We start from the raw sequence: 24968 nt of genomic DNA on the forward strand, positions 1-24968 counted from the left end.
TCCTAATTCACTGGGGGTCCAATTCGTACAACTTGATCAAATCTATCTAAAAACAGGTCGTGATGTGTAATCATCAGAAGCGTTTGCTCGGGGCGATAGGTCAATATGACCTCAAGCACTTGCTTCTCAGTTGCCTCGTCCAACCCTTCAGTTGGCTCATCCAAGATCAAAATAGGTGCCGAACGCAGCAAGGCCCTTGCGACTCCTAATCGCTTACGCTGACCACCCGACAACTTACTACCACCTTCACCAACTTCGCGCTGCAACCCTTCAGAACCCAGCATTTCCAGCAACCCCAAGCGCTCCAACACATCTAACATGTCTTGATCACTCACGGCTTCGCCTGAGAGCTTTAAGTTATCGCGGACACTCCCAGCAAACAATTGAACAGGCTGAGACAGCACTGAAAACTGAGCCCGCAACTGTGACTCAGGATAGGCGTGAAGATTGACACCCCCTACCTCAATCTCTCCGGCCTGGGCCTCCCAAAAGCGTGCCAACAAATTAATCAACGAACTCTTGCCACTGCCAGTATGGCCCATAATCGCAACTCGCTCCCCAGCGTTAACATGCAAACTAAAGTCGTCAAGAACAGCACGATTATCATAGGCGAAGCTAACCTGCTTAAAAGAAAAAGCTCCAGGTTCAACCACGGACACCTGCGCGTCAGCAAACTTAATATCAGAGGTTTGCTGAGAAATTTCAAGCAAATTGGCGGCTGACGCTCGGGTTTTACCTAAAAACTGATAAGCAACGGGTAAAGGAGCGACAGCTTCAAAACTGGCCAGGACACAAAAAATAATTAAAGCCAACCATGCTGGCGCTAACACTTCAGCCTGCACCATGTTGACCGCAACAATCAAAGCAAGCAGCGTAGCAACTCCTGCCACCCACGACATCATTCCAGAGGTCAAGCCAGAAATTAAACTCATGCGCAATTGTGCATCCGTTAACACTCGCTGTTCCTGCGCAAATTTCTCTTGCTCGGTACTGAGCGCCGAATACACATGCAACTCACTCATCCCCTGAACATAGGTAATCGCTCGTTGACGCAACTTAGACGTCGCAAAAACCTGCGACTCACCAACACCTGCCGCCAAACGATAACCAATCCACGGAATCACAAATCCTGCTACCCACAAAGAAATTAGCAGCAGCAATCCCAATACCGGTGAAATCCACGCCAGAAAGCCTGCGACTAAAACGGATGTGATCAATGCAATCAAGGTGGGGGATATCACTCTTAAATACAAATTATCGAGTGAATTAATATCTGAAATAATACGATTTAATAAATCCGAGGAACGATATTGTTTCAAACGTGCTGGATTAAGTGGCTCTAAGTGCTGATAAAACCAAACACGCAACTGAGCCAATAATCGAAACGTCGCCTCATGCGTCGCAATCCGTTCGAAATATCGCCCTGCAGTTCTGACCATAGCAAAGGCCCGAACGCCCGCACCCGGGGTTAAATAATTAAACGCCTGCGCACTAGCAAGAGAGACGCCAGCTAAAGCGGCAGCCGCAATAAACCAGCCAGACAGGGCCAATAAACCTATGCTAGATAAAAGCGTCAGCAATCCCAAGGTACTGCCCAAAACCACCCAGCCTAGGTGAGGCTTCATTAAGCGAATAAAGGGTAACAAAGACTTCATACTCCCCCCTTAGCCATATTCACTTCGTTGATTTCTTCGCAACGCCCATCAACCAAACGGTACACTCGATCTGCAATGGCCATCGACGCAGGGCGATGCGTTACCAATAAGGTTGTCCTACCCCGGCATAGAAGCCTTAAGCTTTCCAATACTTTTTGTTCACTTTCTGCATCAAGGCTCGCTGTAGGCTCGTCCAGCAATAAAATCGGCGCATCCTTTAAGAAGGCTCTGGCCAAAGAAAGACGCTGAATCTGCCCACCCGAAAACCCAAGACCCGCTTCACCAACAGGCGTATCCAGTCCTTTGGGAAGCTGCTCAATAAAGCCTGTTAATGCGGCTTGCTCACAGGCCATATCTATCTGCGAGTCGGAAGCCTCAGGCCGTGCCATGAGCAAATTATCACGAATACTGCCAGGAAATAAGGTCGTATGCTGACTTACCAACGCAATACGCTTCATCCAAGATGAGCGCTTGAGTGCGGATAGTGGAATCCCTTCAACCAACACTGATCCGTGTTGTGGGCGGTCAAAACCTGCCAAGACACTCAACAAACTTGACTTACCAACGCCACTGGGACCCACCAGTGCCACACACTCACCTGAGCGAAGCGTTAAATCAAGATTCTGTAAAACAGGAGCCAAATGCGCTGCGTAGCTAAAGCCAATATTGGACAAGTGAATACTAGGCGCCCCGATGGGCGGCTCTTGATCGCCCCCTATTTCGGCGCGATCTAACTCATCAAACAAATCCATCAAACGCTCAGCGGCTGCAATGGCTTCTTGTTTTGCATGATAATGCGTGCCCAACTCTTTTAAGGGCAGATAAAACTCAGGCGCTAGAATCAATATAAACAAGGCATGATAAAGGGTAACACCTCCCGACCAAGTACCAACGTCGATTAACCCCAAAAAGCTAAAACCAAGATAGACAGCCAAAATAGCGATTGAAACGGATGCAAAAAACTCTAAAACGGCCGATGATAAAAAGGCAAGGCGCAGCACTTGCATCGTTCGAATACGAAACTCTTCTGCATTTTTACCAATAATTTGCCCTTGCTCACGACTTTTAGAAAAGAGCTTTAAGGTCGTTAGCCCCTGCACAACATCTAGGAAGTATGCACTTAATAGCGCTAATGCTTTGAAATTTCGACGGTTGGCATCAGCCGCCTTCATGCCAACCAATGCCATGGCTAAGGGTATTAAGGGTGCCGTACAAAGAAACACCAAACCTGCAACCCAATTGATTGGAAAGACAAATGCAAGAATAACCAAAGGCAACAACGCCGCTAGAGACATCTGCGGAAGATAGCGGGCGATAAAGCCATCCAAGGCTTCTGTTTGCTCAATAACTAGACTGCTGATTTCACCTGCTCGCTGATTGCGCGTGTAAGACGGCCCTAACTCAGCAAGCCGGCTTAGTAGCACAACCCGCAAACGCGTCCTAACACCAGACGATGCCTTTTGCCCTCCCCACTCTCGCAATATCGCCATGGCGCTTCGAATCAACAGCGCAACAAAAACACCAATCAAAAGCGGTGTAAGATCCGCGATGCTAGCGTCATGAAACAGCGTTGCATCAACTGCACGTGCGAGCAAATGCGCTTGTAAAATCAGCATCAGCCCCGCAACCAACCCAGCCAGCACACTCAGCTTTAACCAGATTTTATCCTCACCAAGGAGGGCCTTTAGCCATTTGGACTTTTCTCGCGCGACTTCGCGTGATAAGGGCTGCATATATCAGTTCCGTAGAAACTCAACGAGCAAAATTAATGTGACTGGCTGTTACTGACAAAGCTTGGCAGCAATGGCTCTGGCGGCGTCCTCTCGAATGGCATCCCGATTTACACAAGGCTTACCACGCATTTTAGCAATACGCGGGCTATCCAACTCAGGTAAAGTGCCTAAATAATCTAAAACCTGCAAAGCCGCCTCCGGCTGGTTACACACCAATACCATATCACACCCCGCCGTCAAGGCTTTCTGGCAACGCAATGCGTAATCACCCGCAATACTGGCGCCTTCCATCGTGAGATCATCGCTAAAAATGACCCCATTAAAACCCAACTCCTGCCGTAAGACCTCTTTCAACCAATAGCTGGAAAAACCCGCCGGGGCTGAATCAACTTGGCTATAGACCACATGCGCCGGCATGATTGCATCCAGCCCACCTTGAATCAAGTCTACGAAAGGCTTTAAGTCATCTTGGCGAATAGCACTTTCAAGACGCTCATCAAAGGGAAGCTCTAAGTGTGAATCTGCTTGCACCCAACCATGACCCGGAAAATGCTTACCCGTAGCGGCCATACCCGCTTCGTGCATGCCTTTTAGAAATTCACCGCTCAACAAAGCGACCCGCTCAGCCGAGGTAGAAAAAGCCCGATCACCAATAACAGAACTTTGCTGCCAATCTAAATCCAAGACGGGTGCAAAACTAATATCTATATCAAACGCTCTCAGCTCTAGCGCCATCAGCCACCCTAGCTCACGCGCCGCATGAATCGCTTCATCTGGAGACGAATCATACATTTTTCCAAGAGCCGACATTGCAGGCAAACGAGTAAAGCCTTCTTTGAATCGCTGAACCCTCCCCCCCTCTTGATCAACGGCAATGATAATATTGGGAGCAACTGCTCTGATTGACGCGACAAGTTGCTTAAGCTGATCAGGATTAACAAAATTACGACTGAAAAGGATTAATCCACCCACACGTGGATTTTTTAGCAAAGAAGCTTCATTGGCCGACAATTCTGTTCCGACCAGGTCAAGCATAAGTGTTCCTAACGCCATTCTTTTTTACTCATTCGCGATAATATCAACCAGGCAACCCACCTGAATCTTTTCAAACACATCGACTAGATCTTCATTTCGCATACGGATACACCCATGGGAGCGCGGAACTCCCATAGGTTCAGAATCCGGTGTGCCATGTATGTAAATATAACGGCGCTGAGTATCAACCGACCCCAAACGATTAAGACCTTTTTCTAAACCGCACAGCCATAGAATACGCGTTAGAATCCAGTCTCGATTTGGAAACTCTGCCGCCAAGGCAGGAGAATAGATCTCGCCCGTGGGACGTCGACCCACCAGCACCGCATTCAGCGGCAACTCCGCACCAATTTTTGCACGTATGTAATGCCGACCTTTAGGCGTACAGCCTGTATTTATCTGCTGCCCAACTCCGCGTAGCGCTGTAGAGACAAGATATTGGTAGACTCCGTCACTTGTCTTCAACGTCAAGGTTTGGGCAGGGATCGATATTTCAATATGCGTCATTATATACGTGAAAAAAGCTCAGTTTCGGGCCGTGCTTGCATACCTGCAGTTAAAACGGGCACCAAGCGATGCAAAACACGCTCAATTTCAGCGTTATTCTTAAGACTTTCTTTTTCTAACGTTAACAACATGTGGTAGTTAGACAGAGTAAACACCACCGAGCCTAACATGAAGTGCAACCGCCAAAAGAACTCACTGTCCTCCATCGGTGCAGAGTCCATGCGCAAATACCGAAGAAAAGCATCAAGACGATGTGAGTATTCCATCTTAAAAAACTCTCGCAACTCTTCTTGATTTTTCATGTAGGCCAATTCAAGCATACGCATAAACACAGCGAGAGAATGAGTATTGATTTGGCTTATATTCAACAAAGCGCGCATCAATATTTCGATCAAATCACCAAGGTCAATGCGATTTGAACTGGCCAAACGATCGTCCAGAGCCGATTCTATTTCTTGACAAAGAGGCTCCATCAAACGCTCGCATACGGCATTGACTAGGCCCTGCTTGGACCTAAAATGGTAATTAACTGCCGCTAAATTAACATCAGCGGCGGCCGTTATCTGACGCATCGTAGTCTCAGTAAAGCCCTGCTCTGCAAAGAGGGCTTCCGCTGCCAATATGATTTTCAATGCCGTATCAGAACGACGTTTCATAAACTATCTCCTGTGTATCCATTCCATGAACCAGCGTTTGAAACTATGTATAAGTCTATTATACTGATTATCAACTCTTTGTCAGCCGTGGTGGTTAACGAGTGAAAAAATGCCTGTTATTAAGTCGTTGCCACCAACGCATCATGAGAGAATCCGACGAGTTTACCGCCATCTCACCTATTCGATCCTGCAAACCCTTTTTCTCTTCATAACGAACTTCATAGACATCAGCTTCCTGTGCTTGTTCTACTAAGTATTCATCGCTGGTCATGAGATCATCTACAAGCTTTTGCTTAACTGCTTGACGTCCATACCAAATTTCACCTGTTGCAACCACCGCCATATCTAACTCTGGACGATACTCAACAACAAAGTCTTTGAATAAGGTATGTGTCTCTTCTAACTCTTCTACAAATTTCTCACGGCCTTTTTCTGTATTTTCGCCAAACATGGTCAATGTTCGCTTGTACTCTCCGGCGGTCAAAATCTCATAATCAATTTCATTTTTTTTCAAAAGTCGATGAAAATTGGGCAACTGAGCCACAACACCAATCGATCCAACGACCGCAAAAGGGGCTGCGAGCAATTTATTCGCAATGCAAGCCATCATATATCCACCACTGGCAGCGACTTTATCAACACAAATGGTCAATGGAATATTTTTTCTACGCAACCTTTCTAGCTGTGAAGATGCTAACCCATAGGCATGCACCATCCCTCCAGCACTTTCTAAACGCAACACCACTTCATCTTCAGGACGAGCGATGCATAAGATTGCAGTGATTTCTTCTCGTAGCTTATCGACATCGGATGCCGCAATATCGCCATCAAAATCAAGAACAAATACTTTTTTGCCCTCGTCTTCATCCAGCTCACCTAACTTGGCTGCTTTTTTTCGTTCTTTGAGCTCAGCTTTTTCTTTTTTTCGCTCAGCCTTAATTTTTTGTTTGATAATCAATTCATCAAGAACAGCATCTTCCATTGCATGAAGCATGTCTTCATACTTTTCATTCAGGCTACGAACTTCAATATGCCCTTCATGCTGGAGCTGTCTACGCCTAGAAGCTATCGCCGCTATACCAGCGACAATCAGCACAAGCGCTAATACTAGGGTTAAGGTTTTCGCTAAAAACAAACCATACTGTGTCAGGAAATCTATCACTCTGCTCTCCGCTTTTACGTATCAATATGCACGGGTTCGTTTTCCCGGCGGGGTAATGTACCATATTGGATTGTTTTTGGATCGCTGGATGTAACAAATGACTCAGAATATTACACTTGAAAACGTTATGATGAAGCTGCCTCAAAAATTTAGGCCAGAGCAAGCATCTGACTTGAATGCCATTTTTCAGTTTAGCTTTGATGATGCCGAGGCTTTCTACCTGACGATTAAAGACCAATCCTGCACTAGCCATCTTGGTCAACATGAAGATCCGGATATTACGATTATTACCAACGAAGACACCTTTCTTCGTGTTATTAGCGGCGAGCAAGATGGCATGAGTGCTTTTATGAAGGGCCAGCTTCGAGCAGAAGGTAACGTGATGCTGGCCACGCGACTCGGAAAACTTTTTAGCCGCTAAAAGATTCCTTGCCTGCGACGAACGTGTCAATTAAACGTCTGGAAATTGACACAGGAGCTGGAATATCAGGCAAGGCGTTGCGATGAAACCAATCGGCCTCGAGTATCTCAACGCCATCAGGAACTATTTCCCCGGATTCATAGTCGGCAAAAAAACCTAACATAAGCGCATGTGGAAAAGGCCAAGACTGGCTTCCCATGTAACGAATATTACAGACGTCAACCCCCACTTCCTCCTTAACCTCTCGTATCACAGCCTGCTCAGCCGTCTCACCAGGCTCTATGAAACCTGCTAAAGTACTGTAGCGCTTAGCATTAAATTTAGCGGCGTGTGCCAGAAGACAATACTCGCCTCGCTTTACTAAAACGATAATACAGGGTGAAACTGGCGGGTAATGAACGTGACCACAGCCAGAACATTCCTTAGCTATTTCTTCTTCAGCATGAGGCTGCAAGGTTGCCGAACACAGGGAACAAAAAGTGACTTGCCGATTCCATCGCTCCAACTGCACTTGGCGAGAAATTTCTGAAAACTCGTCTTCACTGCCCGCATTCGACAAGGCCGTTCGCACGTCATCCATTTGCATCTGCGCCCTCCAACTGTTTCCAGAGACAAGCCCCACCTGATTTTTTATCCAACAAGGCGAGCATTTTCTCATGCGCTTCGATTTCGTCCAGAGTTGGCTGAATAACTGGCAAAGTGACACCCTGAATCACAGGCTTAATGGCGGCACTAACCTCTTCAGAATTATCCAAGTCACTACCCAACTGCAAAGCCGTCTGGCCACCCGTCAGCATGAGATAGACTTCGGCCAAGATCTTCGAGTCTAACAGTGCGCCGTGCAATTCTCGATCAAAATGCTCAATTCCATATCGCCGGCACAGAGCATCCAGGCTATTTTTCTGACCCGGGAATTTTTTCCGGGCCACCAAAAGAGTATCGGTTACTTTGGGACAGATATCCTTGATTTTAAAATCATAACCATTGCGGGCCAGTTCGGTATCCAAGAAGCCGATATCGAATGCCGCATTGTGAATAATAAGCTCAGCCCCACGAACATATTCAATAAATTCATCTGCAATTAGTTTAAAGGAGGGCTTATCGGCAAGAAACTCATTGGTGATTCCATGCACGGCAATCGCTTCGGCCTCAGCCTCACGATCAGGGCGTACGTACTGGTGATAATAATTATTGGTTAAACGACGCTTAACCAGCTCCACACAGCCTATCTCAATTATATTGTGCCCTTGTGCAGGATCTATGCCGGTCGTTTCAGTATCCAGAATGATTTGACGCATTTTATTACCCTTTAACTTGACTGCCCGAATTCTTCAACGCCGCGATTAGCCAACTGGTCCGCTCGCTCATTTTCAACATGGCCACTATGCCCTTTAACCCAACGCCAATCGATCTCATGGTTCTGAATTACCTCATCCAAGGCTTTCCATAAATCGGCATTCTTAACAGGTTGTTTGGAAGCTGTTTTCCAACCATTCTTTTTCCAGCCTTTCAGCCACTCTGTCACGCCCTTACGCAGATATTCTGAATCCGTCGTAAGAATGACTTTACATGGCCGCTTTAGGAGACTCAGCGCTTCAACGGCGGCCGTCATTTCCATGCGATTATTCGTCGTGTTGGCCGCACCACCATACAATTCTTTTTCTTTCCCGGCATAGCGCAGCAAAGCCCCCCATCCACCAGGACCTGGATTCCCTTTACAGGCACCGTCGGTGTATATCTCAACAACTTTAGAATGACTTGTCACTCAAACTCCTAATTATGAAAAACAAACGCTTCCACTCAGATTAATTCATCGACCGACTACCAGACGACCCTCGCGTTGTCGGCTCAGCCACAGGAAAGGTAATCAATGCACGGCGCTTCCAGGCAGGTTTTAAAGGCGTCATCCCCACCACATCCTTTCGAGCCAGCACAGTTAATACAACACCATTATGTGTTGGCGTTTTTCGGACAATCGATTCTAGAAAAGAAAAACGCTTTCGCCAACGTGCCGATGATAACGGCGGATGATTATACCCACTTTTTGCTTTGATTTCGGTAAGCTCCAATAAACTTAACCAATCTTGCAAGCGCCAATGACTCAGACCCCTCGCACTCCAAGGTACTGATTTCGCACGACGAATCCTTCGACAAATCCCCCAAAAACTAGCAGGATTGAAGCCAACAATAATCAAATGACCTCCAGGTCTTAATATCCTTGCTGCTTCTCGAAGGACCTGATGAGGCTGTTCGGCAAAATCAAGGGTATGGTGGAGAATAACAACATCAATTTCATTCGTTAAGAATGGCAACTCATGCGGCTGGGCAATCACACTATTTTGCGGAACGCCCAGTGTAAGCGAAGGTACTGTCATGATTTTATTGGAAACAGGGCTTGCCTTAAACAAACAAATCGACGCATCAAAGCCAATTTGTACAAGATGATATCCAAACAACCAAGGAACCAACTCATCGACCAGTGCCTTCTCACATTCAACAATCTCTTTACCCAAAGGGCTTTTAAACCAATCACATAAATTCGAGATACTTTCTTGAGGCTGAACGACACTTTTCTTTTTCATGATTGCCTCCTTAACGATCTATAAAATTGATTACTATGGGTATTTAAAATAATCTTAGCCTAGTACACTGCACGTCAGTAATAGTGTTTAAACAGCGGCTCCCGGCCTAACTCTCTGGAGATTAGCATGCTACGCATCACCCCAATTTCTGCATTTAATGACAATTATATTTGGGCTCTTTACAGTGAAGATGCCTCTGATAATAGTTGTATCCTTGTTGATCCAGGCAGTGCCGAAGCTGCTCAAACATGGCTTTCTGATCAAAACAAAACCCTAACTGCCATTTTGCTGACACATCATCATAATGACCACACGGGAGGGGTAAAAGTTTTACATGATACCTATGAATGCCCAGTGTATGGACCTGCCAACTCCCCATTTGATGGCATCACGCAACCGCTCCATGAAGGCGACTTAGTGTACCTATTGGACACCGACTTTGAAATTAAAGAAGTTCCGGCTCACACCCTTGATCATATCAGCTATTACTCCCCTTCTGCTCAAATTTTACTCTGTGGCGACACTCTATTTATGGCGGGATGCGGTCGTTTATTTGAAGGCACAGCAGAACAAATGCACAAAGCACTTAACTACTTTGCCACGCTGCCCGATGACACCAGCGTTTACTGCACACACGAATACACCCTTGCAAATCTGGCATTTGCACTCTCGGTCGAGCCTGATAACGCCGATATCAAAATGATGCTAGAAAAATGCATTGCGCTAAGAGACGCATCAATTCCAACCTTGCCTTCTAAAATTGGCTTAGAAAAAGCGATTAATCCCTTTATGCGCACGCTGCACGCAAGTGTGGTTCATGCGGCAACTCGCCACCAAGATAAAGTCTTAAATTCGCCTGTTGAAGTACTTGCTGCTCTAAGGGAGTGGAAAAACAACTTTTAACCCTAAACATAAAGCTGTTATGATAGGCCGTTAAGTTAACGTTAAGCTTTGGGTTAGGATATGAGAAAATATGGCTGGATTCTGGGCATTCCTGTAGTGCTCCTCTTAAGTGGTTGCTCGCCAACCAAGCCCACTGAATATGTTGATTATAAAACGCGTATCGATGCCAGGAGCATGCAGCTACACCAGCTACGCATGGCAACGCACCCGCCGTTAGCAGATGAAGACTACATAGGGTTTAAAGGCAGCAGTATAAGCGCAATTCAAAACTCCGATGATGCTTGGGGCCAAACGCGTGACAACCTTCGCTTAGACCTCGATCTTAATATCGCCGAATTCACAGATCATCTTGACTGGCTCACCCGTAATCCGAATCACCTAAGCCAGATTAGCGAACAAGCCCAACCTTACTACTACTACATATTTGAACAAGTGATCGGGCGGGGAATGCCAGCAGAAGTTGCGCTAATTCCCATGATCGAAAGCGGCTACAACCCTCAAGCAACCTCCCCCTCAAATGCAGCTGGTCACTGGCAATTTATGCCGACAACTGCACGAAATTTTGGCCTCAAAAGCACACGCTGGTATGATGGCCGTCGTGACATTATCGAATCCACCGATGCCGCATTAAATTATTTAAACTACTTGAACAACCTTTTCGATGGGGACTGGCTGCTCACGCTTGCGGCTTACAATGCTGGTGAGGGTCGCGTTGCACGCGCGATCAAACAAAATGAAATGAAAAACCTGCCAACGGATTTTTGGTCTTTAGATCTCCCAGCTGAAACAATGCGCTATATTCCTAAATTACTAGCGACAGCACGTGCGATACGCGATGCAGACGATCTGGGACAAAATTTATCTGACATTCCTGCAGAACCCTACTTCACTGAAATTATTGTTGATAGCCCAATTGGCTTACAACAGGCCGCAGAGTTAGCGGAGGTTGACCTTCAGGAACTCGAGCAATTAAATGCAGGCTTAAGCCAAGGCGCCACCCCTCCAGATGGCCCACATCGGGTTTTAATTCCAACCACTCAAGCAGACATTTTACAAAGTGCTTTAGACGATCTTCCTATTGAAGAACGGATAGACTATGCGAGTTATACGGTTAAATCAGGCGACACGCTTGGGGGGATTGCTCATCGCCACAGCACATCCATAAAAAACATTATCGACGCTAACAAACTGAAAAATACGCAGATTCGAGCGGGACAAACGTTGCTGATTCCTTCAACATCATCTACTCTAGCGTCAAAGTCAATTCAGTCTGGGTCGAGTTAGTCTATAATGTTAAATTCGCTTTACCGCTTAGTTGGATGTCTTTTAATTTGTTTTTTAACGGGTTTACCAGTCCACAGTGAAACCCATAATCAAGTCCATTCCGTCCACGGCATCGCTATGCATGGCGATCTTAAATACCCAGTGGACTTTACGCATTTTGACTATACAAACCCCAATGCCCCCAAGGGCGGCCGAGTTGTTCAATCGGCAATGGGAAGTTTCGACAGTTTTAATCCATTTATCGTCAAAGGCACACCCGCAGATGGCATTGGCCTAATCTACGATGGATTAACAACAAAGGCCCAAGATGAACCCTTTTCGGAATACGGCCTACTCGCGAAACACATACGCTTACCAGAAGATCGACGCTGGATAGAGTTTGATATTCGTGAAGAAGCCCAATTTAGCGATGGTCTACCCGTTACGGCAGAAGACGTTGTTTATACCTTTAAGCTGCTAAGAGAGCAAGGGAGCCCTTTTTTCAGAGCTTACTATGCAGACATTACCGACATCATCGCCCTCGATAAACGCTCAGTACGATTCGAATTTGCGGACACCCAAAACCGCGAACTTCCTTTGATCGTAGGCGAAGTGCCCATACTTCCTAAACACTATTGGGCAAATCGTGACTTTACCGAGCCAAGCCTAGATATTCCAATCGGATCAGGCCCCTATTTAATTCATAGCTATGACCCTGGTCGCTCTATCACCTACCGCCGAAATCCCGATTATTGGGGAGTCAACTTACCCGTAAACAAAGGACGCAATAACTTCGACCTATGGACCTTTGAATACTATCGAGATGCGACCATCGCGCTTGAAGCCTTCAGAGCGGGCCGCTATGACTTCAGACAAGAACATGCCGCAAAGAACTGGGCAACAGGCTACACAGGCGCAGCCTTTGATCAAGGCCGGATTATTCGTGAAGAAATAGAACACGAAAACCCAACAGGCATGCAAGCATTTATCATGAACACTCGCCGCTCACAGTTCAGCGATCCGAGAGTACGCTATGCCTTAGCACATGCATTTGACTTCGAATGGACAAACCGCGCTATATTTTATGGTGCCTATCGTCGCAGCCATAGCTTCTTCTCAAATTCTGAAATGGCAGCCACAGAACTACCCACACCAGAAGAACTAGAGATCCTTGAACCTATACGAGACCTCGTTCCACCGGAAGTGTTTGAACAAGTGTATCAAGCACCGCAAACAGAGGGCGATGGCCAGATGAGACTTCAGGTACGAAAAGGCCTACACCTTCTGGCCGATGCAGGCTGGACTCTTGATAAAGGTGTTTTGCGCAATGCTCGGGGGGAGCCATTTCGTTTTGAAATCCTCCTTATTCAACGTGAGTTTGAACGGATTGTGAATCCATTTATACGCAACCTTGAGCGCATGGGTATCAGCGTTACCATTCGAGTTGTCGATATTTCTCAGTACATTAACCGTCTGAGGGACTATGATTTTGATATGATTGTGAGCAGTTTTGGACAATCCAACTCGCCCGGTAATGAGCAAAGGGAATTTTGGCACTCCGAGAGTGCTGATCGCCCAGGGAGCCGCAACTTAATCGGCATTAAAAATCCCGCCGTTGACCATTTAGTCGAGCAACTTATCCAAGCGCCAGATCGTGAATCACTCGTATTGAGAGCTCGGGCACTTGATCGTGTTCTGCAATGGAATCACTATGTTATTCCGCAGTATCACATTAACTCTTACCGTGTAGCGTATTGGAACAAATTTGGCATTCCGGAAGTCCGTCCTAAGTATGCACTGGGCTTCGACACTTGGTGGGTTGAACCTTAATGGGCGCTTATATTCTTCGTCGATTACTGCTGATTATTCCAACACTGTTTGGGATTCTCCTGCTTAACTTCTTGATAGTACAACTCGCCCCTGGAGGCCCTGTTGAGCAAACCATTGCCCAACTTCAAGGTATTGGGGTGGATGCCGGTGACCGTATTGGCAGTTCGGCAAGAACTGATATGGCAGCGTCTGATTCATCCGGTTATCGCGGCGGACAAGGATTAGACCCTTCTTTAATCGCTGAAATTGAACGCATGTATGGCTTTGACAAACCCGCCCACGAGCGCTTTTTTCAAATGCTGGTTAACTATTTACGATTTGATTTTGGCAGCAGCTTCTACAGCAACAAAACGGTCATTGAGTTAATTGTCGAAAAAATGCCTGTTTCTATCTCATTAGGGCTCTGGACCACACTGCTAACTTATTTGATCTCCATTCCTTTAGGAATACGCAAAGCCGTTAAAGATGGCACTGCGTTTGATATGTGGTCAAGCACAGCGGTTATTATTGGCTATGCTATTCCCAACTTTCTATTTGCGATTTTACTGATTGTTCTATTCGCTGGCGGTACTTACTTAGAATGGTTTCCACTGCGTGGCTTAACCTCACCCAACTTCGATGAAATGACACTGCTCCAAAAGATCGGAGACTACTTCTGGCATATCACCCTGCCCGTTTTAGCTTCGGTGATTTCAAGCTTTGCCACACTGACTATGCTGACCAAAAATGCATTTTTAGATGAAATACATAAACAGTATGTCTTAACGGCGCGCGCTAAGGGTTTGACTGAAAATAAAGTACTCTATAACCATGTATTCAGAAACGCGATGCTGCTCATTATTGCTGGTATGCCTGCTGCTCTAATCGGAATATTCTTCACTGGATCAATGCTGATTGAGGTGATTTTCTCCCTCGATGGCTTAGGCTTACTAGGCTATGAAGCCGTTATTCGCAGAGACTATCCTGTCATTTTTGGCACACTCTATATCTTTACGCTTGTCGGTTTGCTCTTAAAACTCATAAGCGATATCACCTACACACTTGTTGATCCTCGGATTGATTTTTCGAGTAGGGAAAACTAAATCATGACACCTATCATGCAGCGCAGGCTCGCCATTTTCCGAAAAAACCGTCGTGGCTATTGGTCTTTTTGGATATTTTTAACATTATTTTCACTTTCTCTTTGTGCGGAACTGATCGCCAACAATAAACCGATTGTCGTAAGCTTCAATAGCTCGCTCTACTTTCCTATCTTTAAGGACTACTCAGAGCTTGAGTTTGGCGGGGAGTTCGACATCGCCACCGACTACCGCGACCCGTTTATTCAAAATCTTATTGCAGAAGCGGACGGCTGGATGATCTGGCCCTTGTTACGCTACAACTACCAAACGATCAACTACGATCTACCCTCACCGGCTCCCTCTCCCCCTAGCCTACAAAACTGGCTAGGCACAGATGACCAAGGAAGAGATGTGCTGGCTAGAGTCATCTACGGCTTCAGAATTTCCGTCCTGTTTGCTTTAGTCTTAACGCTGGCAAGCTCTGTTATCGGCGTCGCAGCAGGCGCCGTGCAAGGCTATTATGGCGGAAAAGTTGACCTACTATTTCAGCGTTTCATCGAGATTTGGTCAGGCTTACCTGTCCTCTTCTTATTAATCATCTTAGCTAGCATCGTTGAACCCAATTTCTGGTGGCTGCTCGGCATTATGCTGCTATTCTCTTGGATGAGCCTAGTGGACGTTGTGCGCGCTGAATTTCTGCGTGGTCGCAACTTAGAGTATGTTCGTGCCGCAAGAGCGCTAGGGCTCAGCAACCGCCTCATCATGTTTCGACACGTATTACCCAACGCAATGGTTGCAACACTCACCTTTATGCCGTTTATCTTTAACGGCTCAATTGTCACGCTCACTGCCTTAGATTTTTTAGGCTTTGGCATGCCACCTGGCTCACCCAGTCTTGGGGAGTTGGTCGCACAGGGTAAAGAAAATCTTCATGCACCGTGGTTAGGATTAACTGCATTTTTCAGTCTGTCAATCATGTTAACCTTGCTGATATTTATCGGTGAAGCCATACGAGATGCCTTTGATCCTCGCAAAGGCTTTTCTGATCAACATTAATGGAGTGTTTCGTTATGGAAAGTAAATCTGATTCAACCTTTTTGAAAATTCTTAAACTCAAACTTAAGGGCGTAAGTGTTATTTTTAACCTGCTGCTAAGTAAAATTCGTTTTATCGACACACAATTCGCGAAACGGGTTAGCCAACGCACACGACGCATCACGTATACGGTGATTGCAGCCATTATCCTGTATAGCTTTGCACCCTCACTCCTCTGGAACATTAGCCGCAGTCAAGTTACGTTTGTGATGGAGGGAAGAGACCGAATTGCCGACTCTTCAGGGGAAGATCGTTACGAAATCTACACTTCCGAAGGTATTTTTCTCAATCAAAATTCTTTGTTAAGACTTAAGCGCAACTCATCCACTTTGCAAGGCAGGCTCAAATTTGGTGCAACCTACCAATGCAAAGTACAAGGATACCATTCGGTTTGGTTCAAAAAGATTCGCAATATTATCTCATGTAACGAAGTGAATCCTTAGCAGAAGCGTTGAAAGAAATAAGCCTCTAAACTTAGAGGCTTATAGATTTACAATAGAATACTGGCGATATCTATGACATCAACAATGGTGCCTCGCCCCTCAACTAGACGGACTACTTTATCACCTAGCAATACCAACTCCGTATTGCGGTCATCAATTCTTGCTCGTGTTCGATAATTTGCTGGCAAAGGCGTCGCATAACGATATAACTCCTGTAGCATCACCTCGCCTCTGACCAACTTACGCTGCCACCCTCTTGGTAGACGTTCAGAACGTGCCAACTTGCGCTGCAGTCCCGGTGGCAGATCACGATAATTGTTATGACGATTGCTATGGCGATGCTCAGATCGCTCTCTATCACTCATATAATCATTTAAAAGAATGTTTAACAGCCTATCACGCTCTCTCGATGTTAATGCAATGGGCAAATCGACATGTGACTGACGTTGCTGCTCAGCTAGGCGATACTGCACCAACCCATCAAGGATTTGATTGAAAGCAGATGAATCTGCCTGTGCTGACATAGACAGGCCAGGAATCACAACAAGCATCGCAGTCATTAAGTATTTACGCATAATAGCACCCTCCATTTTTTCTAAGTTTACTATCGGGGGATGAAGCTAAGCTGAACTTATTGAATTAACGTCCAACGTTGAACAGTGCATCATAATAGGGCAAAAACAATCTAGCATGCCCTAGAAGAACGCTAAACTATCATTTAACCTATATTGAAATTGAGAGCACATCAAACTCATGCTTTAATCACAGGAATAACGCTAGATAACTGAGAAAGAACAAAAAAAAACGCCGCATTCATTGAATGCGGCGGTCTCGCAGTGCCCCTCGAGTGCGAAAAACGTTATGAAACACATTTAAACTGGGTTTAAATCGTTTCATACATGTTTTATATAAAGCAATCAAGATGCCAACTTTTAATAACCTTTAAAAATCAATAATATAGTATTTTTAAGCTTTACTCTCAATGAACAAAACACACCTTCATTTGCACCAATATATCCCACTAGCTCATAAATGCGAACCATATTAGTGCATTTATGGTTCATAGAGAGAAGGTTAACAAACATAGCTCCCTCCTAGTTAAACACGTTATAATTCTATTTTAATGACCTAATTTTTTGAGTAAGGCACCCATGACAGTTCGTACCCGAGTCGCGCCCTCTCCAACGGGAGATCCACATGTTGGAACCGCATACATTGCTCTCTTCAATCTTGCATTTGCTCGCCAGCATGGTGGTGAGTTCATTCTTCGTATAGAAGATACCGATCAAACTCGGAGCACCCCTGAGTCTGAACAGGCCATTTTGGACTCATTACGCTGGCTCGGATTAGAGTGGGACGAAGGCCCGGATATCGGTGGCCCGCACGGCCCTTACCGTCAAAGCGAACGTAAACACATGTATAAAGACTTTGCCATGCGCTTGGTTGAAGAAGGTCATGCGTTTTTATGCTTCCGCACTTCTGAAGAACTTGACGAGCTCCGGGAACTACGTAAGGCTGATGGCAAACACACCGCCTTAAAGCAAAGTGATCTTGCTCTCCCTGCTGAAGAAGTTGAGTCACGTATGGCTCAGGGTATGCCATATGTTGTGAGAATGTGTGTTCCAGAAGAAGGCATCTGCGTTATAGATGATTTATTACGCGGCCCAATTGAAATGGATTGGGGTCAGGTCGATGCTCAAATTTTGCTGAAATCCGATGGTATGCCCACTTACCATTTAGCAAATGTGGTTGACGACCATTTAATGAAGATAACTCACGTTATTCGTGGTGAGGAATGGATCAACTCAGCGCCTAAGCACAAGCTGTTGTATCAATACTTTGGTTGGGATATGCCGCAACTTTGCCATATGCCGCTGCTGCGCAACCCTGATAAGTCAAAACTATCGAAACGTAAGAACCCAACCAGCATTCTCTATTATCAGCGCATGGGCTACTTACCTGAAGCGCTACTGAACTACCTAGGCCGTATGGGCTGGTCGATGCCTGATGAGCGCGAAAAATTCTCTCGTGCAGAAATGTTCGAGCATTTTGATTTATCCAGAGTGTCTCTTGGCGGCCCTGTATTTGACCAGGTCAAACTCAGCTGGCTCAATGGTATGTGGATTCGCGAGGAACTCGATACAGATACCTTTGCTGCAGAGATGATGAAATGGGCGCTAAACCCAACTTATCTAAAGCAGATCATTCCGTTAATCCAACCTCGTGTTGAGAAGTTTTCGGACGTTGCACCACTGGCATCCTTTTTCTTATCAGGAATGCTAAATATCACGCCTGCCTCCTTCGAGCATAAATCGCTGAACGAAGAGCAAATTAAAAAGATCTTACAATTTGCGTCCTGGTACCTGGATCGCCAAAGCGAATGGAATAAAGACACTTTATTCCAAGGACTTAAGGCACTTGCCGATGGCATGGGCATTAAAATCCGCGATTTCTTATTTCCGTTGTTCGTCGCCATTTCTGGTACCGCACAAAGCGTTTCGGTTGTTGACGCCATGCAAATCTTAGGGCCAGACATGAGCCGAGCTCGCGTTCGCTTTGCTCTAGATACCGTTGGCGGCCCTTCGAAGAAGGAAGCGAAGCGCTGGGAAAAAGAGTTTGCAGACTTAACACAAGCTGTTTAACTGTCTCCTTTCGGTGTTAACACTTAACAATTTGATTTTTAGCATAAAAAATTAATAAAAAGTGTTGACACCGCCTTAGCGTCGCTTTATTATTTGCACCGTCCTAGAGACATGGGGTCTTAGCTCAGCTGGGAGAGCGCAACGCTGGCAGCGTTGAGGTCAGGGGTTCGATCCCCCTAGACTCCACCAATCACTAGATTCATCACTTCTCGTAAAATTTCAAAACTCTTGTGAATTAATGCCTTCGCGTTTGTTACCTATACAAAGTATCGAAAGATTTTCTATACTAGCGCATGCAATACAGTGTCCCAGCAGTTGCCTTTACGACTCATCCTTTGCACCAATTGGTGCGTTGTAATCAAGTCACGATAATCATGCGAGCAACATAGGCTGCCGCGATCACTATGAACGATCACCGCACGCGAATACAGACCAATGATTACCACCAGATACAGACATCCCTCACTGCTCATCAGGTAAATGATGTCACCGACCCATTCTGGTTCTGACCTTTTGCGCTAAAATCCTGCTCAAGCAAATTTGGCGCTAGGCATAGCGATATCTGCAACACGGTCGTATATAAAAAGTCGCATTGATCACTTCAGTGCTTTCGACAACTGTTCTATTGATCGTGTAATTTCAGTTTCGCGTAATGCGCCAAAACCAAACCGTAGATGTGTAGGTGTAATCTGGTCATCTGTATAGAGCGTACTTAACGTTGAGTCTTTGCCAGGGAGTTTTTCTAAAGATCTCCCGTTAACGAGTTTTGAAATATCAATCCATATAGCCATTCCGCCACTAGGCAATGTAAAAGAAATTTTATCGCCAAAAATTCGCTTAAACTCCTGAGCTGCAAAATCCCTTCTGGCTTGATATTGCTTGCGAATTTTACGAATGTGTCGCCTCACTTCTCCCGACTCCATCAGCTCTGAGAGAACAATTTCAGAGACAGTATTGCCTTGCCTATCGATCAGCACAATCTCTTGTGCTGCTCTTTCAATAAACTGTGAGTCCGCCACAATGTAGCCGAGCCTTAAGCCTGGAGCGAACACTTTCGACATAGACCCGATATGCACAACATTTTCCGAATGAGGAAGACTGGCCAGAGGAGGAATGGGATTGGTTTCATAGTGGAATTCATGGTCATAGTCATCTTCAAGCACCGCGAACTTGAACGATTTGGAGAGCTCCAGCAAAGCAAGCCGTCTATCCATAGGTAAGCATACAGTTGTTGGGTATTGATGGTGGGGCGTTACATAAATAGCAGCGATGGTATGCTCGGCCAATATGTCTCGTAGATTCTTGATATCCAAACCGTGTTCGTCAAGCTTACAGGTTATGACCTTAAAACCATTGGATTCAAACGCTGCTTTTGCCGGTAGATAACAAAGGTCTTCCATCACGATAGCGCCTTTGCTTGGATCTAACACTCTTGAAGCGAGGTATATACCCATTTGACTGTCTCTAACAATACAGATTTGTTCAACTGAGCAGTTCATAAACCTATCGCCTGACAGCATTTTTCTGACTGATTCGCGTAACTCGATGGTACCCCTGGGATCGCCATATCCAAGTTTCGAATGGCGACTCAAATTGATACAAACCCTTCGATAAGTTCTTGCAAGTAATTCATAAGGTATCAGTCGCGAGTCAGGTGTACCGTCATTAGCCGTGGCTACACTGCCATAGGAACAAACCGCATCTTGATAAAGCACTTCAACCAACTCTGACGGAGATTTGGTTCTATGCGTACTATTGACCAAATCTTCGTCAGACCTTTTTAGTCCTTGTTCGGGTAGTGTCTCTGAAACATAGGTGCCTGATCTAGGGCGAGTCACCAGCCATCCCTGAACCTCCAATTCTTCGTAAACCTGCTGGACAGTTTTCCGATTGACGCTTAGTTGCTCAGCCAGAGACCGTGACCCTGGAAGCATGCAGCCTGGAGCTAAGCGGCCATCTTTTATATCTTTCGTCAGCTTATTCAGCAGCTTTGAATGGAGTGTCTTGCCGGGGCTGTTCTCCAACCAAAATTGAGTCTCCCAAGGTCTAAGCATATCGCCCCCTAACTGGACCATTAAACATATTAAATCTGGTCCTTATTTTGGGACCAGTCTATCTATAGCATGCTCATATTGTCAAATGCCGCTTTAAGAGGAGAAATCACATGAAGACAGCCAACAAGACAAAACTGGAGCTGATACAAAGCGCTGAGAGCGATATGCAGAAGCTTATAAAGGACATCGGTCTATCGGATAGAGAAAAATTAGCACTCACTTGCCGAATTTTATTTGATAAGGGCCATGATTCGGGCTTAGCCGGACAGATTACCTGTCGTGCTGAAAAACCCAACACCTTCTTAACGCAAAGATTTGGGCTGGGCTTTGATGAGATCAGTGCTAAGAACTTAATCGTTGTAGATCAAGATCTCAAGCCGATAGATGGTGAAGGGATGCCCAATCCCGCAAATCGCTTTCATACATGGATTTATAAAGAACACCCAGACGTTAACTGCATTATCCACACGCATCCAACCTATGTCGCTGCATTATCTATGGTGGGAGTACCGCTAGTTATTTCTCACATGGATACAAGTGGATTGTACGACGACTGCTCCTTTGTAGCGGATTGGCCGGGAGTACCAGTTGGTAATGAAGAAGGGCAATTGATTTCTAATGCACTAGGGAATAACCGCGCGGTTTTCCTAGCGCACCACGGCCAGCTCGTGACGGGTAGAACGATTGAAGAAGCTTGCAATCTTGCCATCCTGATTGAACGCGCTGCAAAACTACAAGTTTTGGCGATGTCAGTGGGAGAAATCAAACCACTACCACCGGAACTAGCGAAAGAAGCGCATGACTGGACCTCTACTGACAAGCGAAACAAAGTCAATTTTGCTTACTACGCAAGACAAGCCCTAAAAAACCACCCTGACTGTATATGAGGAGCATTTTATGAACTTATCAGGAATTATCGGTTATCCGGTTACGCCCTTTAGCCATGACAACAAAAGCGTTGACTTAAACAAGCTAGGCAAAGTCATTGACGTGCTACTAAAAGCCAAGGTCGATGCCATTGCCGCCTTAGGTAGCGCAGGTGAGGCAGCCTACTTAAGTGAATCTGAGTGGAAGCAAGTAGCCGAGTACACGGTGAAGTATGTTGATGGAAGAATACCAGTGGTAATTGGGGTTGCACAGCTAACCACTGAACAGGCTGTCAACTATGCTAAGTATGCGTATGAGATTGGTGCGGACGTGATCATGCTCTCACCATTTTCATATTACAAGCTGAATGAGCAAGAGATCTACTCTCACTACGAGAGTGTATCGAATTCTACACCGCTGCCCATAATGATCTATAACAACCCCTCAACCTGCGGCGTTGACATGTCACCAGAGTTCATGTTGAAAATGGTTGATGGTATTGAGAATGCAACAATGATAAAAGAAAGCACTGGTGACATTCAGCGAATGCACAAGATATACAAGCTATCGAAAGGTAAAGTTCCCTTTTTAAATGGCTGTAACCACATGGCTCTTGAAGCACTCAATGCAGGCGCGAGTGGTTGGTGTACAGCGGCGCCTTGCCTAATCGGTGACCAGCCCAAACAACTGTTTGATGCCGTTAAAAAGGGTGAGAGCGAAAAGGCCAAGACGCTTTTTTATAAGCAGTATGAATTCCTTGAGTTTATCGTGTCTTCTGGTTTGGCTGCTGCGGTGAAATCAGGTCTTGCACTTCAAGGAAATGAAGTGGGAGGCCCGAGAAAACCCTTACTACCTCTTAATGAGTCTGCCAAAAATCGCTTGAAAGGCATGTTAGCCGAACTTGTTTAAGCGAGCATGGGAAAGGCTTACTAAACTAACGTAGGTCTTTCGTTTTATCATTAATATACCATCTTGGTCTAATCCGAAGCCTCTCTCCGATATGAGAAGGTAGAGGGCTCAAGTCTAAAAAGTATATCGGACAAGCGGATTTCGGTGGAAAGGCCGTCCCTACCCAAGCTTTCACGCATCGCCCTACACAGCCTTGTGTAAGCGAGAATCTCCTGCTCCTTCTCAAGCGTACCACCTTGCAGCCAAAAGCTTTCCAAGGCCTCCACTACGCCCGCATCAGCACATACGCAGATCCGCGATTTTGCATCATTGAGAGCTCCAAGCTCAACAATCTCATCTTGTATTCGCCCGGATCTTCTAGCAGAAACTAGGAGTGAAGTGGCTTTCAAAAAATCTGTATAAGCATCCAATCGCATTTTTGCCAACTCATCGTTGCGGCTCTTTTTTTCGGACAAAACATGTCCGAAGACCGCTCCTACCAGTCCTGTAATCAGCGAAAGTATTGCTGCCAAGGTAATTGTCATAAGGACCTCTGGGCATCGTGGTAGAACGACCCATTACTGAGCCGCACCCACACAGATCCGGACGTGCGAAACTACCGCATCCGGCTCTTCAGTTATATATTCACGCGTGTAAATCACGCACTTAATACCAATCAACATGAATAATGCGCTTACTCACCCTTGGTCGCTCAATACCATAATACACTAACATCTACTTAAACTGACTCCAGTTATAACTGCGCCTTCCACTTCGTCTATTGAGCCATTTGTATAAACTATGCAGCACATGACTGTACAGCTTATCCAGACAACGACTATTATCAGGCAAACCAAAGTAATTGCGGTACCCCATCAATTTGCGTCTCAGCTGAAGAAGCCAACGATTTAAATTTCTGCTTAAAGTCAGGTTATCGCCAACACCCAGCCCGGCAACTAAGCAAAAAGTGTTGACCGAATTGCCATGGCTCGCTACACATAATCTGGTTTAAACACAGCAGAGAAGCGACAACAATAAAACCAACAGCCCACATAAAGCGAACCGACTAAGCAAAGGGAAGGATTGCACCAAGGCACAGGAGACGCCCCCCACCGTAGTGAAAACACAAACATAGGAGGCCAGTAACGGCTAAATATAAAAAAGAAAAAGCAGCAAATTGTGGTTGGCAAAACAGGCCATCATGACCAAACTCGGCCTGAAATTGCTTCGGCTAATTACCGCAACCAAAGCCACTAAGGCGGCCATCGATATATCTACTATATAAGCAAAAAACCCTGACTCCGGGCTTGTCCAACAACAGGATTAAGTCGCGGCTGCGCGCGACCTATCCTTGCTTATTATAACTTTGCTGACACTGCATCACGCAACAATTCGATAACACCAACCAAACTCTTAGTTTTATCTGTTGAATTGAGGTTGCAATAGATCTCGTCAAGAGTATGATAATATCATACTTTGATTTTTGAGAGGTACTAGCGATGAGCATGCACAGAAAAACTATCACCCTGACTGAGCAGCAGGACGAATGGGTGAAGGCTCAGATTGAAAATGGTTACTTTGGCAATGACAGTGAATATATTCGTGATCTCATTCGAAGAGATCAGCAGACGAAGGAGCGTCTTTACGCACTCAGGCAAGCTCTCTCTGATGGTGAGTCAAGCGGTAAGCCGAAGCGATTAGATGTATCCTCCATCAAAGCAACTGGTCGTAAATTGATGATGACGGAAAATTAGTGCTAAGTTTAAGTATCACACCGAAAGCAGAATCTGACCTAACGGATATTTGGCTATACACCTGCAATGAATGGGGGGTAGATCAAGCTGATCATTACTTGGATCAGCTTGAGTTGGGTATGAAACAGCTTATGAGTTATCCATTGCTTGGAGTTGATTATACTCATGTACTTGCCAGCTACCGTAGATTGCAGATAGAACATCACTCTGTTTTCTATCGAGTGTTAGAGTCAGAAGTGCTTGTTGTTCGTGTTTTGCACGAGGAGATGGATGCCCCAAAACGGCTTTTGGACTACGAGTAATAATTGTCAGATATACTCTCAGACGATATTTATTATCACCAGATAACTTAATACAACCCTCCCCTCTGGGATTCAGGCAGTAATCTCCCCAAAAAGTGAACCAAACACTGCCATA

25 protein-coding genes, 1 tRNA gene and 1 pseudogene are annotated in these 24968 nt (G+C 45.6%); 13 read left to right on the top strand and 14 right to left on the bottom strand.

Annotated elements, in window-relative coordinates:
• Positions 1–2 precede the first annotated feature (2 nt).
• The 6 genes from cydC to sohB all read right to left on the bottom strand — a co-directional run bounded on the left by cydC (position 3) and on the right by sohB (position 6748).
• Positions 3–1655 carry a thiol reductant ABC exporter subunit CydC gene (gene cydC / locus DN062_RS13995; protein WP_112159928.1) on the bottom strand — a complete coding sequence of 551 codons (1653 nt, stop codon included), beginning with the start codon at positions 1653–1655 and terminating at the stop codon, positions 3–5.
• Positions 1652–3388, bottom strand: a complete 1737-nt coding sequence (gene cydD, locus DN062_RS14000) for a thiol reductant ABC exporter subunit CydD (protein WP_112159929.1) — start codon at positions 3386–3388, stop codon at positions 1652–1654. The genes cydC and cydD overlap by 4 nt, the downstream gene beginning before the upstream one ends.
• A 48-nt stretch (positions 3389–3436) precedes the next feature.
• Positions 3437–4423 (bottom strand): beta-N-acetylhexosaminidase, encoded by a 987-nt coding sequence (gene nagZ, locus DN062_RS14005; protein ID WP_112159974.1) that lies wholly within the window; start codon positions 4421–4423, stop codon positions 3437–3439.
• A gap of 24 nt (positions 4424–4447) precedes the next feature.
• Entirely contained in the window at positions 4448–4930 is a 483-nt protein-coding gene (locus tag DN062_RS14010) for a L,D-transpeptidase (protein ID WP_112159930.1), read from the bottom strand.
• Complete coding sequence (locus DN062_RS14015) at positions 4930–5586, bottom strand: TetR/AcrR family transcriptional regulator (RefSeq protein WP_112159931.1); 657 nt, start codon at positions 5584–5586, stop codon at positions 4930–4932. The genes DN062_RS14010 and DN062_RS14015 overlap by 1 nt, the downstream gene beginning before the upstream one ends.
• Positions 5587–5680: 94 nt before the next feature.
• A complete protein-coding gene (sohB, locus tag DN062_RS14020; protein WP_205126741.1) occupies positions 5681–6748 on the bottom strand; it encodes a protease SohB in 1068 nt (355 codons plus the stop codon).
• Between the two features lie 97 nt (positions 6749–6845).
• On the opposite strand from sohB, the gene DN062_RS14025 reads away from it, so the two are divergent.
• Positions 6846–7169 (top strand): SCP2 sterol-binding domain-containing protein, encoded by a 324-nt coding sequence (locus DN062_RS14025; protein WP_193483898.1) that lies wholly within the window; start codon positions 6846–6848, stop codon positions 7167–7169.
• On the opposite strand, the gene nudC is transcribed toward DN062_RS14025, so the two are convergent.
• The 4 genes from nudC to DN062_RS14045 are packed head-to-tail and all read right to left on the bottom strand — an operon-like array spanning position 7159 to position 9751.
• Positions 7159–7755, bottom strand: coding sequence for an NAD(+) diphosphatase (gene nudC, locus DN062_RS14030; protein ID WP_239995795.1), 597 nt, complete (start codon positions 7753–7755; stop codon positions 7159–7161). The two genes, DN062_RS14025 and nudC, sit on opposite strands and share 11 nt — an antisense overlap.
• Positions 7742–8467: a DNA polymerase III subunit epsilon gene (gene dnaQ / locus DN062_RS14035; protein ID WP_112159933.1), complete on the bottom strand. Its 726-nt coding sequence runs from the start codon at positions 8465–8467 to the stop codon at positions 7742–7744. The genes nudC and dnaQ overlap by 14 nt, the downstream gene beginning before the upstream one ends.
• Before the next feature lie 11 nt (positions 8468–8478).
• Positions 8479–8934 (bottom strand): ribonuclease HI, encoded by a 456-nt coding sequence (rnhA, locus tag DN062_RS14040; RefSeq protein WP_112159934.1) that lies wholly within the window; start codon positions 8932–8934, stop codon positions 8479–8481.
• A 40-nt stretch (positions 8935–8974) separates the two neighbouring features.
• Positions 8975–9751: a class I SAM-dependent methyltransferase gene (locus DN062_RS14045; protein WP_112159935.1), complete on the bottom strand. Its 777-nt coding sequence runs from the start codon at positions 9749–9751 to the stop codon at positions 8975–8977.
• Positions 9752–9877: 126 nt separating this feature from the next.
• Here DN062_RS14045 and gloB point away from each other — a divergent pair, with 126 nt between their 5' ends.
• The 6 genes from gloB to DN062_RS14075 are packed head-to-tail and all read left to right on the top strand — an operon-like array spanning position 9878 to position 16346.
• Positions 9878–10654, top strand: a complete 777-nt coding sequence (gene gloB / locus DN062_RS14050) for a hydroxyacylglutathione hydrolase (RefSeq protein ID WP_112159936.1) — start codon at positions 9878–9880, stop codon at positions 10652–10654.
• Between the two features lie 60 nt (positions 10655–10714).
• On the top strand, positions 10715–11938 hold the full coding sequence (locus DN062_RS14055; RefSeq protein ID WP_112159937.1) for a transglycosylase SLT domain-containing protein: 1224 nt from the start codon (positions 10715–10717) through the stop codon (positions 11936–11938).
• A gap of 6 nt (positions 11939–11944) precedes the next feature.
• On the top strand, positions 11945–13747 hold the full coding sequence (locus DN062_RS14060; RefSeq protein ID WP_112159938.1) for an extracellular solute-binding protein: 1803 nt from the start codon (positions 11945–11947) through the stop codon (positions 13745–13747).
• The gene (locus DN062_RS14065; RefSeq protein ID WP_112159939.1) at positions 13747–14829 is read left to right on the top strand and encodes a microcin C ABC transporter permease YejB; all 1083 of its coding nucleotides are present in this window, start codon (positions 13747–13749) and stop codon (positions 14827–14829) included. The genes DN062_RS14060 and DN062_RS14065 overlap by 1 nt, the downstream gene beginning before the upstream one ends.
• 3 nt (positions 14830–14832) lie before the next feature.
• Entirely contained in the window at positions 14833–15864 is a 1032-nt protein-coding gene (locus DN062_RS14070) for an ABC transporter permease (RefSeq protein ID WP_112159940.1), read from the top strand.
• A gap of 14 nt (positions 15865–15878) precedes the next feature.
• A complete protein-coding gene (locus tag DN062_RS14075) occupies positions 15879–16346 on the top strand; it encodes a hypothetical protein (RefSeq protein WP_112159941.1) in 468 nt (155 codons plus the stop codon).
• A gap of 47 nt (positions 16347–16393) precedes the next feature.
• On the opposite strand, the gene DN062_RS14080 is transcribed toward DN062_RS14075, so the two are convergent.
• Positions 16394–16921 carry a hypothetical protein gene (locus DN062_RS14080; RefSeq protein ID WP_112159942.1) on the bottom strand — a complete coding sequence of 176 codons (528 nt, stop codon included), beginning with the start codon at positions 16919–16921 and terminating at the stop codon, positions 16394–16396.
• 576 nt (positions 16922–17497) lie between these two features.
• Between DN062_RS14080 and gltX the strand changes: the two genes are divergently transcribed.
• Both gltX and DN062_RS14090 read left to right on the top strand, forming a co-directional pair.
• Positions 17498–18988 (top strand): glutamate--tRNA ligase, encoded by a 1491-nt coding sequence (gltX, locus tag DN062_RS14085; protein ID WP_112159943.1) that lies wholly within the window; start codon positions 17498–17500, stop codon positions 18986–18988.
• Between the two features lie 113 nt (positions 18989–19101).
• Positions 19102–19177 (top strand) — tRNA-Ala (locus tag DN062_RS14090).
• A gap of 116 nt (positions 19178–19293) precedes the next feature.
• Here DN062_RS14090 and DN062_RS14095 read toward each other — a convergent pair.
• Both DN062_RS14095 and pdxR read right to left on the bottom strand, forming a co-directional pair.
• Positions 19294–19574 (bottom strand): annotated as a pseudogene (locus DN062_RS14095) (IS3 family transposase); the annotation flags it as partial.
• A gap of 10 nt (positions 19575–19584) precedes the next feature.
• Complete coding sequence (gene pdxR, locus DN062_RS14100) at positions 19585–21042, bottom strand: MocR-like pyridoxine biosynthesis transcription factor PdxR (RefSeq protein WP_112159944.1); 1458 nt, start codon at positions 21040–21042, stop codon at positions 19585–19587.
• Between the two features lie 110 nt (positions 21043–21152).
• On the opposite strand from pdxR, the gene DN062_RS14105 reads away from it, so the two are divergent.
• Positions 21153–21929, top strand: coding sequence for an aldolase (locus DN062_RS14105; RefSeq protein WP_112159945.1), 777 nt, complete (start codon positions 21153–21155; stop codon positions 21927–21929).
• Positions 21930–21939: 10 nt separating this feature from the next.
• Positions 21940–22818: a dihydrodipicolinate synthase family protein gene (locus DN062_RS14110; RefSeq protein WP_112159946.1), complete on the top strand. Its 879-nt coding sequence runs from the start codon at positions 21940–21942 to the stop codon at positions 22816–22818.
• A 68-nt stretch (positions 22819–22886) separates the two neighbouring features.
• Here DN062_RS14110 and DN062_RS14115 read toward each other — a convergent pair whose 3' ends face one another.
• Positions 22887–23330, bottom strand: coding sequence for a hypothetical protein (locus DN062_RS14115; RefSeq protein WP_133256765.1), 444 nt, complete (start codon positions 23328–23330; stop codon positions 22887–22889).
• 972 nt (positions 23331–24302) lie between these two features.
• Here DN062_RS14115 and DN062_RS14125 point away from each other — a divergent pair.
• Together DN062_RS14125 and DN062_RS14130 are read left to right on the top strand one after the other, a co-directional pair.
• Positions 24303–24551, top strand: coding sequence for a type II toxin-antitoxin system ParD family antitoxin (locus DN062_RS14125; protein ID WP_239995796.1), 249 nt, complete (start codon positions 24303–24305; stop codon positions 24549–24551).
• Positions 24551–24853, top strand: coding sequence for a type II toxin-antitoxin system RelE/ParE family toxin (locus tag DN062_RS14130; protein ID WP_112159949.1), 303 nt, complete (start codon positions 24551–24553; stop codon positions 24851–24853). The genes DN062_RS14125 and DN062_RS14130 overlap by 1 nt, the downstream gene beginning before the upstream one ends.
• The last annotated feature ends 115 nt before the right edge of the window (positions 24854–24968 follow it).

This window comes from Nitrincola tibetensis (assembly GCF_003284585.1).
Lineage (GTDB): Bacteria > Pseudomonadota > Gammaproteobacteria > Pseudomonadales > Balneatricaceae > Nitrincola > Nitrincola tibetensis.

What these genes read in the sequence shown, in the direction of transcription:
- cydC (WP_112159928.1), bottom strand. Translation starts at nt 1,655, where the DNA reads ATGAAGTCTTTGTTACCCTTTATTCGCTTAATGAAGCCTCACCTAGGC.
- cydD (WP_112159929.1), bottom strand. Translation starts at nt 3,388, where the DNA reads ATGCAGCCCTTATCACGCGAAGTCGCGCGAGAAAAGTCCAAATGGCTA.
- nagZ (WP_112159974.1), bottom strand. Translation starts at nt 4,423, where the DNA reads ATGCTTGACCTGGTCGGAACAGAATTGTCGGCCAATGAAGCTTCTTTG.
- DN062_RS14010 (WP_112159930.1), bottom strand. Translation starts at nt 4,930, where the DNA reads ATGACGCATATTGAAATATCGATCCCTGCCCAAACCTTGACGTTGAAG.
- DN062_RS14015 (WP_112159931.1), bottom strand. Translation starts at nt 5,586, where the DNA reads ATGAAACGTCGTTCTGATACGGCATTGAAAATCATATTGGCAGCGGAA.
- DN062_RS14025 (WP_193483898.1), top strand. Translation starts at nt 6,846, where the DNA reads ATGACTCAGAATATTACACTTGAAAACGTTATGATGAAGCTGCCTCAA.
- nudC (WP_239995795.1), bottom strand. Translation starts at nt 7,755, where the DNA reads ATGCAAATGGATGACGTGCGAACGGCCTTGTCGAATGCGGGCAGTGAA.
- dnaQ (WP_112159933.1), bottom strand. Translation starts at nt 8,467, where the DNA reads ATGCGTCAAATCATTCTGGATACTGAAACGACCGGCATAGATCCTGCA.
- DN062_RS14045 (WP_112159935.1), bottom strand. Translation starts at nt 9,751, where the DNA reads ATGAAAAAGAAAAGTGTCGTTCAGCCTCAAGAAAGTATCTCGAATTTA.
- gloB (WP_112159936.1), top strand. Translation starts at nt 9,878, where the DNA reads ATGCTACGCATCACCCCAATTTCTGCATTTAATGACAATTATATTTGG.
- DN062_RS14055 (WP_112159937.1), top strand. Translation starts at nt 10,715, where the DNA reads ATGAGAAAATATGGCTGGATTCTGGGCATTCCTGTAGTGCTCCTCTTA.
- DN062_RS14060 (WP_112159938.1), top strand. Translation starts at nt 11,945, where the DNA reads ATGTTAAATTCGCTTTACCGCTTAGTTGGATGTCTTTTAATTTGTTTT.
- DN062_RS14065 (WP_112159939.1), top strand. Translation starts at nt 13,747, where the DNA reads ATGGGCGCTTATATTCTTCGTCGATTACTGCTGATTATTCCAACACTG.
- DN062_RS14070 (WP_112159940.1), top strand. Translation starts at nt 14,833, where the DNA reads ATGACACCTATCATGCAGCGCAGGCTCGCCATTTTCCGAAAAAACCGT.
- DN062_RS14075 (WP_112159941.1), top strand. Translation starts at nt 15,879, where the DNA reads ATGGAAAGTAAATCTGATTCAACCTTTTTGAAAATTCTTAAACTCAAA.
- DN062_RS14080 (WP_112159942.1), bottom strand. Translation starts at nt 16,921, where the DNA reads ATGCGTAAATACTTAATGACTGCGATGCTTGTTGTGATTCCTGGCCTG.
- gltX (WP_112159943.1), top strand. Translation starts at nt 17,498, where the DNA reads ATGACAGTTCGTACCCGAGTCGCGCCCTCTCCAACGGGAGATCCACAT.
- pdxR (WP_112159944.1), bottom strand. Translation starts at nt 21,042, where the DNA reads ATGCTTAGACCTTGGGAGACTCAATTTTGGTTGGAGAACAGCCCCGGC.
- DN062_RS14105 (WP_112159945.1), top strand. Translation starts at nt 21,153, where the DNA reads ATGAAGACAGCCAACAAGACAAAACTGGAGCTGATACAAAGCGCTGAG.
- DN062_RS14110 (WP_112159946.1), top strand. Translation starts at nt 21,940, where the DNA reads ATGAACTTATCAGGAATTATCGGTTATCCGGTTACGCCCTTTAGCCAT.
- DN062_RS14125 (WP_239995796.1), top strand. Translation starts at nt 24,303, where the DNA reads ATGCACAGAAAAACTATCACCCTGACTGAGCAGCAGGACGAATGGGTG.